Genomic DNA, 7,298 nt, shown 5'->3' on the forward strand with positions numbered 1-7,298 from the left:
AAACCGCGAGTTTGGGCTGATATCTGCGGGCCAAAGCGCTTTTAGACAAGGCCAGCTTCGCTGTCCAGAAACTGTGCAACCGGATCAGTGGGTTGCCGCAGGCGCGCAATCCCGTTGGAAAGCCGCTGATGCCGCGTTGACAGGCTTGGCCAGCTTGTGGTCTCTACCCATCTGTATCGTACGGCCACGTCGGGAGAGACCGGCTTTGGGTAGCCGGCGCCGAAGGAGCAACCGCCCCGGAAACTCTCAGGCAAAAGGACCGCGTGGCTTTGACAGCATCTGGAAAGAGGCGCCGACGGGCCTAGACCTTTTAAAAGAAAGGGTTGGTCCGGACAGCGTCCGCCGACGGGATAATACTCTCAGGCACAGCGACAGATGGGGCTTCGACTGGTTGCTTCCGGGGAATCATCCCCGGGGAACCACCGAGGGCCCCTGTGATGCTTGCGCGCGACGACCGAGATTCCCTTAAGAGCACGCCCCTTCACGGGCTTCATTTCTCCCTCGGCGGCAAGATGGTGCCGTTCGCGGGCTATGACATGCCCGTGCAATATCCCGCGGGCGTGCTGAAGGAACACCTCCATACCCGCTCGTCAGCCGGCCTGTTCGACGTCTCCCACATGGGCCAGATCGCGCTTCGGCCGAAGTCGGGCAAGGTCGAGGACGCCGCGCGCGCGCTGGAGCGGCTGGTGCCGCAGGACATCGTGGCTATTGCGCCGGGGCGGCAGCGCTACGCCCAGTTCACCAATGCCGAGGGTGGAATTCTGGACGATCTGATGGTCGCCAATTTCGGCGACCATCTGTTCCTGGTCGTCAACGCCGCCTGCAAGGCCGAGGACGAGGCGCATCTGCGCGCGAAGCTGTCGGACGACTGCATCATCGATTCGCTTGCCGACCGCGCGCTGATCGCGTTGCAGGGCCCGAAGGCGGAATCGGCGCTGGCGAAATTGTGTGCAGAAGCACCCGCCATGAAGTTCATGGATGCCGGCCCGCACAAGGTCGCCGGCATCGACTGCTTCGTCTCGCGCTCCGGCTACACCGGCGAGGACGGCTTTGAAATTTCGGTTCCTGCTGGCGAAGCCGAGCGCCTCGCCAAGACACTCCTGGACAATCCCGACGTGCTGCCGATCGGGCTTGGCGCCCGCGACAGCCTGAGGCTCGAGGGCGGGCTTTGTCTTTACGGCCACGACATCGACACCACGACCACGCCGGTCGAGGCCGGACTGGAATGGTCGGTGCAGAAGAGCCGCCGCACCGGCGGCGCGCGCGCCGGCGGCTTTCCCGGCGCCGAGAAGATTCTCGCTCATTTCGACCACGGCGCGGCCCGTCGCCGCGTCGGCCTGCGCACCGAGGGCCGCGCGCCGGTGCGCGAGGGCGCGCTGCTGTTTGCGGACGCGACATCCAGCGAACCGATCGGAAAGGTTACCTCCGGCGGCTTCGGCCCGAGCCTGAATGCGCCGGTCGCGATGGGCTATGTGCCCACCGCATCGAGCGCGATCGACACAAAACTCTTCGCCGAGGTGCGCGGCCAACGCCTGGCCGTGCAAATCGCCACCATGCCCTTCGTGAAAAACACCTACAAACGCTGAGGACAAGAAAATGACCACGACGCTGTACACATCCGACCACGAATGGCTCGCCATCGACGGCGACGTCGCCACCGTCGGCATCACCGACTACGCGCAGTCCCAGCTCGGCGACGTCGTGTTCGTCGAACTGCCCAAGCTCGGCCGCGCCCTGAAGAAGACGGAAGCCGCAGCCGTCGTGGAATCCGTGAAGGCCGCCTCGGACATCTACGCGCCTGTTACGGGCGAGGTCACCGAAATCAACGACGCCCTCGCCGCCGAGCCGGCGCTGGTGAATTCGGATGCGCAAGGCAAGGCGTGGTTTTTCAAGATCAAGATTGCCGACAAGAGCGAGCTAGGCGGCCTCATGGATGACGCCGCCTACAAGGCCCACACGGCTTAAAGACGATGGAGCAAGCGATGACCGCGCACCGCAAATCCAACGGCGATACCGCCGCTTTCGTTCGCCGCCACATCGGCCCCTCGGCACGCGACGTCACTGCAATGCTCGAGGCCGTCGGCGCGAAAAGCGTCGAGGCGCTGATGGCGGAGACGTTGCCGGCCTCGATCCGGCAGGCCGCCCCGCTCGATCTCGGCAAGCCCTTGAGCGAGACCGAGGCGATCGCGCATATGGGCGAGCTCGCCGCGCAGAACCAGGTCTTCGCCTCGCTGATCGGCCAAGGCTATTCCGGCACGATTCTGCCTGCGGTGATCCAGCGCAACATTTTGGAGAACCCGGCCTGGTACACGGCGTACACGCCCTATCAGCCGGAGATCAGCCAGGGCCGGCTTGAGGCGCTGCTCAACTTCCAGACCATGATCTGCGATCTCACCGGGCTCGATGTCGCCAACGCCTCGCTGCTCGACGAGGCGACGGCTGCCGCCGAGGCGATGGCGCTCGCGGAGCGGCACTCGCGGGTCGAAGCAAAGGCCTTCTTCGTCGACAAGGACGTGCATCCGCAGACGCTCGCGGTGATGCGCACCCGCGCAGAGCCCCTGGGCTGGACCCTGGTCGTCGGCGATCCCTTCACCGATCTCGACAAGACCGACGTGCTTGGTGCGCTGCTGCAATATCCGGGAACGTCGGGCGCCGTGCGCGACTTCAGGCCCGCGATCGCAGCACTGAAGGCGAAGGGCGCACTCGCGATCGTTGCCGCCGATCTGCTGGCACTGACCCTGCTCGCCTCGCCAGGCGAACTCGGCGCCGACATCGCGATCGGCTCGGCGCAGCGTTTTGGCGTGCCGATGGGTTATGGCGGGCCGCACGCGGCCTATATGGCGGTGCGCGATGCGCTGAAGCGCTCGCTGCCCGGCCGCATCGTCGGCCTCTCCGTCGATTCCCGCGGCGCGCCCGCCTATCGCCTCGCGCTCCAGACCCGCGAGCAGCACATCCGCCGCGAGAAGGCGACCTCCAACATCTGCACCGCGCAGGTGCTGCTCGCCGTGATCGCCTCGATGTACGCGGTCTATCACGGCCCCGAAGGCTTGACGCAGATCGCCCGTAACGTGCACCGCCGCACGGCGGTGCTTGCCGCCGGCCTGCGCAAGCTCGGCTTTGCGCCGAGTAGCGAAAACTTCTTCGACACGCTCAGCATCGATGCGGGTGCGAAGCGTGCCGAGATCGTCGCTCGCGCGGTCGCCGAGAAGATCAATCTCGGCATCGGTGATGGCGCTTTGCGTATCGCGCTCGACGAGGCCACCACGCCTGCGACGGTGGAAGCGGTCTGGCGCGCCTTCGGCGGCACGCTTGCTTACGCCGAGATCGACGCCACCACGCGCGAGGCGCTACCGGAGACGCTCAAGCGCGCGACCTCTTTCCTCACCCATCCGGTGTTCCACGCGCATCGCTCGGAGACCGAGATGCTGCGCTACATGCGCAAGCTCAGCGACCGCGACCTCGCGCTCGACCGCGCGATGATTCCGCTGGGATCGTGCACCATGAAGCTGAACGCGACCACCGAGATGATGCCGCTGACCTGGCCGGAATTCGGCTCGTTGCATCCCTTCGCCCCGCGCGAGCAGGCACGCGGCTATCACGCGCTATTCGCGCGCCTGGAGAAGTGGCTGTGCGACATCACCGGCTATGACGCGATCTCGCTGCAGCCGAATTCGGGCGCGCAAGGAGAATATGCCGGGCTGCTCGCGATCCGCGGCTATCACGCCGCGCGCGGCGAGACGCACCGCAAGATCTGCCTGATCCCCTCCTCCGCCCACGGCACCAACCCGGCTTCCGCTGCGATGGTTGGCATGGACGTGGTGGTGGTCGCCTGCGAAAAGAATGGCGACGTCGACGTCAATGATCTCAGGGCCAAGGCGGAGAAGCACTCCAACGACCTCGCTGCGGTCATGATTACCTATCCCTCGACGCATGGTGTGTTCGAGGAGCACATTCGCGAGATTTGCGACATCGTGCATGGCCATGGCGGCCAGGTCTATCTCGACGGCGCCAACCTCAACGCGCAGGTCGGCTTGTCCCGGCCCGGCGATTACGGCGCCGATGTCAGCCATCTCAACCTGCACAAGACCTTCTGCATCCCGCATGGCGGCGGCGGCCCGGGCATGGGCCCGATCGGCGTGAAGGCGCATCTCGCGCCGTTCCTGCCAGGTCATCCGGCGGCGAATGGGGATGCGCCGGTCGGCCCGGTCTCGGCCGCGCCGTTCGGCTCGGCTTCGATCCTCACCATCTCCTACATCTACATCCTGATGATGGGCGGCGAAGGCCTCAAGCGCGCCACCGAGATCGCGATCCTCAACGCCAACTATGTCGCCGCGCGCCTCGATGCGCATTTCCCGGTGCTCTACAAGAACGAGAAGGGCCGCGTCGCGCATGAGTGCATCGTCGATCCCCGCGCGCTGAAGACGACGTCCGGCGTCACCGTCGACGACATCGCAAAACGCCTGATCGACTATGGCTTCCACGCGCCCACCATGAGCTTCCCGGTGCCGGGCACGCTGATGATCGAACCGACCGAATCGGAATCCAAGGCCGAGCTGGACCGCTTCTGCGACGCGATGATCGCGATCCGGAAGGAAATCGCCGAGGTCGAGGCCGGCCGCTTCAAGATCGAGGCATCGCCGCTCCGTCACGCCCCGCACACCGTGCACGACATCGCCGACGACGATTGGAATCGCGCCTACACCCGTGCCGAGGGCTGCTTCCCCGCGGGCACCTCGCGCACCGACAAATATTGGAGCCCGGTCGGGCGCGTCGACAACGTCTATGGCGACCGCAACCTGGTGTGCTCGTGCCCGCCGGTGAGCGATTACGCGGAAGCGGCGGAGTAGGACCCCGACGGAGGTTTCGTAGGGTGGGTTAGCGGGCGGCTGCGCGAAGGCGCAGACCGCCGGCGTAACCCACCGCTTTAGCTTCCGCGGCGACAAAGATGGTGGATTACGCCTTCGGCTAATCCACCCTACAGCAATGATTTACGGCGCAATCAGCAATCGGGTTTCGCGATCCCACCGCCAGAGCCGTTCGTTGGTCAATTCAGTCCCGCCCCACCAACGCTTGATCGGGTTGTGGCGCCACAAGTCATCTTCTCGGGCGACAAGGGAACGTCCGAGTTCAGTTAGCGTGACCCTCCACTCGCTCCTGCCGAAGTAGCGATCCTCATTGTCGAACGCCGGATCGCCCAACAGAACGGGCGGCGCCGAATGTTCCGCCAATGCGATCAAGGCATCGCTCGCCTCACCCTCTTCGAACACATCGCGATACCACCTCGCTTCGGAGATGTATTTTGGGTCGGTGTGCCCTTCATTCACACAGCCCAGCATATCCATCTCGCTGGCACCAAGCCCCGTCACCTTGTCCGGAAGCTCTTCAAGCAGCGCAATGAGCGCCGATCGAAGTCTCGGAAAGATCATCAGATCCGTCATCAGCAGATCGAAACAGGATTTTGGCGTTTCAGCCCGATAGGCGCGCCAGGCGCGGCTTGCCATCACCAAATGATCGTCGGCGACCTCGAAGGCCGGCAACTTCCATTCTGCGACGGACTCCGCAGCATAGTCCGCAACACTGTCATCCGTGTGCACCAGGCTCAGCTTCGTCGTGATCTCCTTGTAAGGGCGAAGCAGGTCGAGCAACCAGACAAGCACGAGCTGATCGTTGGGCTGAGGATCGATCCACACTTCGATCGAGTCGAACTTCGCACAGAGCTCTAAGAAACCGATATCGCGCGTGCCGAAACCTTCCAGCCAGTCTCGACAAACCTCGTCGAGCCAGTGATCGCCTGGATTGCAGTGCTTTGCCGACCGCCGCTCCAGCCCCATCAAAAGCTGCTCTGCGGAGGGCAATTGGCCGAAGACGAAGCGCATGCAGAAGCCGAGCGCGATATTCGCCAATTTGGTCTGCCGAAGCGTAGCTGCCGCAAGATGGTTCGTGGTCAGAATCAAATGTGACACAGTGGCCTCGCGATTAACAAGCAATACCAAAACACCTCGAGCAGCACGCACGCATCAGACAGGAGAAAGCAATGCCCGGCTGTCGCGATCCCAACGCCAGAGCCGATCGCTGGTCAGGTGGGTGCCGCCCCACCAGCGACTGATCGGGTTATGGCGGCAGAAATCCTCTTCTCCCGCCAGCACCGCTTTCCCGAGGTCAGTGAGCGACAAGCGGGATTGCTTGTACCGCGCGTGACGGGAGGGATCGACATGCATGTCCAGCGAGAACGGTCCCTCCTCCAACCCCGATATGGCCGGCACCGGACAACGTGCGAGACCATCAAGCAGCGTGCCGACCTCCCAGTAATCGAAAACGCGCCGCTCGTTGCGCTTCTGATCACCCGGAAAAACTTCAAACGGCTGTACCTCGCCCGGTGCGATTAACTCTAGAATCCGCATTTCCGTAGCTCCAAGACCAGTTGTGACGCTCGGAAGCTCTTCCAGCAGGCCAATTGCGGACTGCTCCAGCTGCGGAAGCAGGCTTAGATCCGTTTTGAGGAGGTCGACCCAAGCCCGCGGCGTCGGGGAACGATAAGCCCGCCATGCACGGCCGGCCAGTTCAACGTGACCTTGCGAAGGATTAATAGTCCGCGGATTTTGCTCCGCAAGTCGCTCCGGATCAACATCACCAGCGGCAACGTCCAGCTGACGTATCACGAATCTGGAAACCGCCACTCTCTCGCCGCCACAATGGTCGAGGAGCCAGAGCAGAAGCAATTGTGCGTTTGGGTTTGGCTCTATCCACAGTTCGGCCGATTCGCATTCGAACAACAGCTCGATCAATCCCCGCCCCTTCACTCCCGGCTTATCGAGGCGCCAAGCCGGCGTGTCATCCAGCCAATGAAGGCCGGGTAGCTGTGTCGTATGCGGAGCAAAGAACGCTTCAAGCTCTGCGCCGGATGGCGGCGCACCCCAGACAAATCGACGATTCATCGCGAGCACGAGATCGCCCAGGCTGGCCTGTTCGAGGGCGCCGGCCAACTTGGCAGTCTCGAACTCTCGGGCCGTGATACGCGCGACATGAATGTGCGGCTCGGACGCGGCGAGATCCTCACCGCTTTCTATCATCAGATCGGATGCCACAAGTCGACGTCTAAGCTTTCGCACCAGCGAGGAGCAGGAGCTGAGGTAGGGTCTGTTGGGATTCAGGATTCTCATCGGGGCTTGGTTGTGATTCAAGCTTGGGATGGACCGATTCGTTTTGACTGACGCCCAATGGGCGAAGATGGAGCCGCATTGTCTTGGCAAGCCGGGAGATCCGGGCCGCAGCGGCAAGGACAACCGACTGTTTGTCGA

The 7,298-nt window shown here is 63.5% G+C and carries 5 protein-coding genes and 1 riboswitch; of the genes, 3 read left to right on the forward strand and 2 right to left on the reverse strand.

The features are described from left to right. Positions 1–180: 180 nt before the first annotated feature. A riboswitch (glycine riboswitch) is annotated at positions 181–271 on the forward strand. 166 nt (positions 272–437) lie between these two features. The 3 genes from gcvT to gcvP are packed head-to-tail and all read left to right on the forward strand — an operon-like array spanning position 438 to position 4,847. Continuing rightward, positions 438–1,586 (forward strand): glycine cleavage system aminomethyltransferase GcvT, encoded by a 1,149-nt coding sequence (gcvT, locus tag IVA74_RS01415; RefSeq protein ID WP_247339162.1) that lies wholly within the window; start codon positions 438–440, stop codon positions 1,584–1,586. Between the two features lie 10 nt (positions 1,587–1,596). Then, positions 1,597–1,965, forward strand: coding sequence for a glycine cleavage system protein GcvH (gene gcvH / locus IVA74_RS01420; RefSeq protein WP_247339164.1), 369 nt, complete (start codon positions 1,597–1,599; stop codon positions 1,963–1,965). A gap of 17 nt (positions 1,966–1,982) precedes the next feature. Further along, complete coding sequence (gcvP, locus tag IVA74_RS01425; protein ID WP_247339166.1) at positions 1,983–4,847, forward strand: aminomethyl-transferring glycine dehydrogenase; 2,865 nt, start codon at positions 1,983–1,985, stop codon at positions 4,845–4,847. A 141-nt stretch (positions 4,848–4,988) separates the two neighbouring features. On the opposite strand, the gene IVA74_RS01430 is transcribed toward gcvP, so the two are convergent. Then, the gene (locus IVA74_RS01430) at positions 4,989–5,903 is read right to left on the reverse strand and encodes a hypothetical protein (RefSeq protein WP_247339169.1); all 915 of its coding nucleotides are present in this window, start codon (positions 5,901–5,903) and stop codon (positions 4,989–4,991) included. Positions 5,904–6,017: 114 nt separating this feature from the next. After that, positions 6,018–7,085, reverse strand: coding sequence for a hypothetical protein (locus tag IVA74_RS01435; protein WP_247339171.1), 1,068 nt, complete (start codon positions 7,083–7,085; stop codon positions 6,018–6,020). Positions 7,086–7,298: the final 213 nt, after the last annotated feature.

Source organism: Bradyrhizobium sp. 132, assembly GCF_023074185.1.
Taxonomy (GTDB): Bacteria; Pseudomonadota; Alphaproteobacteria; order Rhizobiales; family Xanthobacteraceae; genus Bradyrhizobium.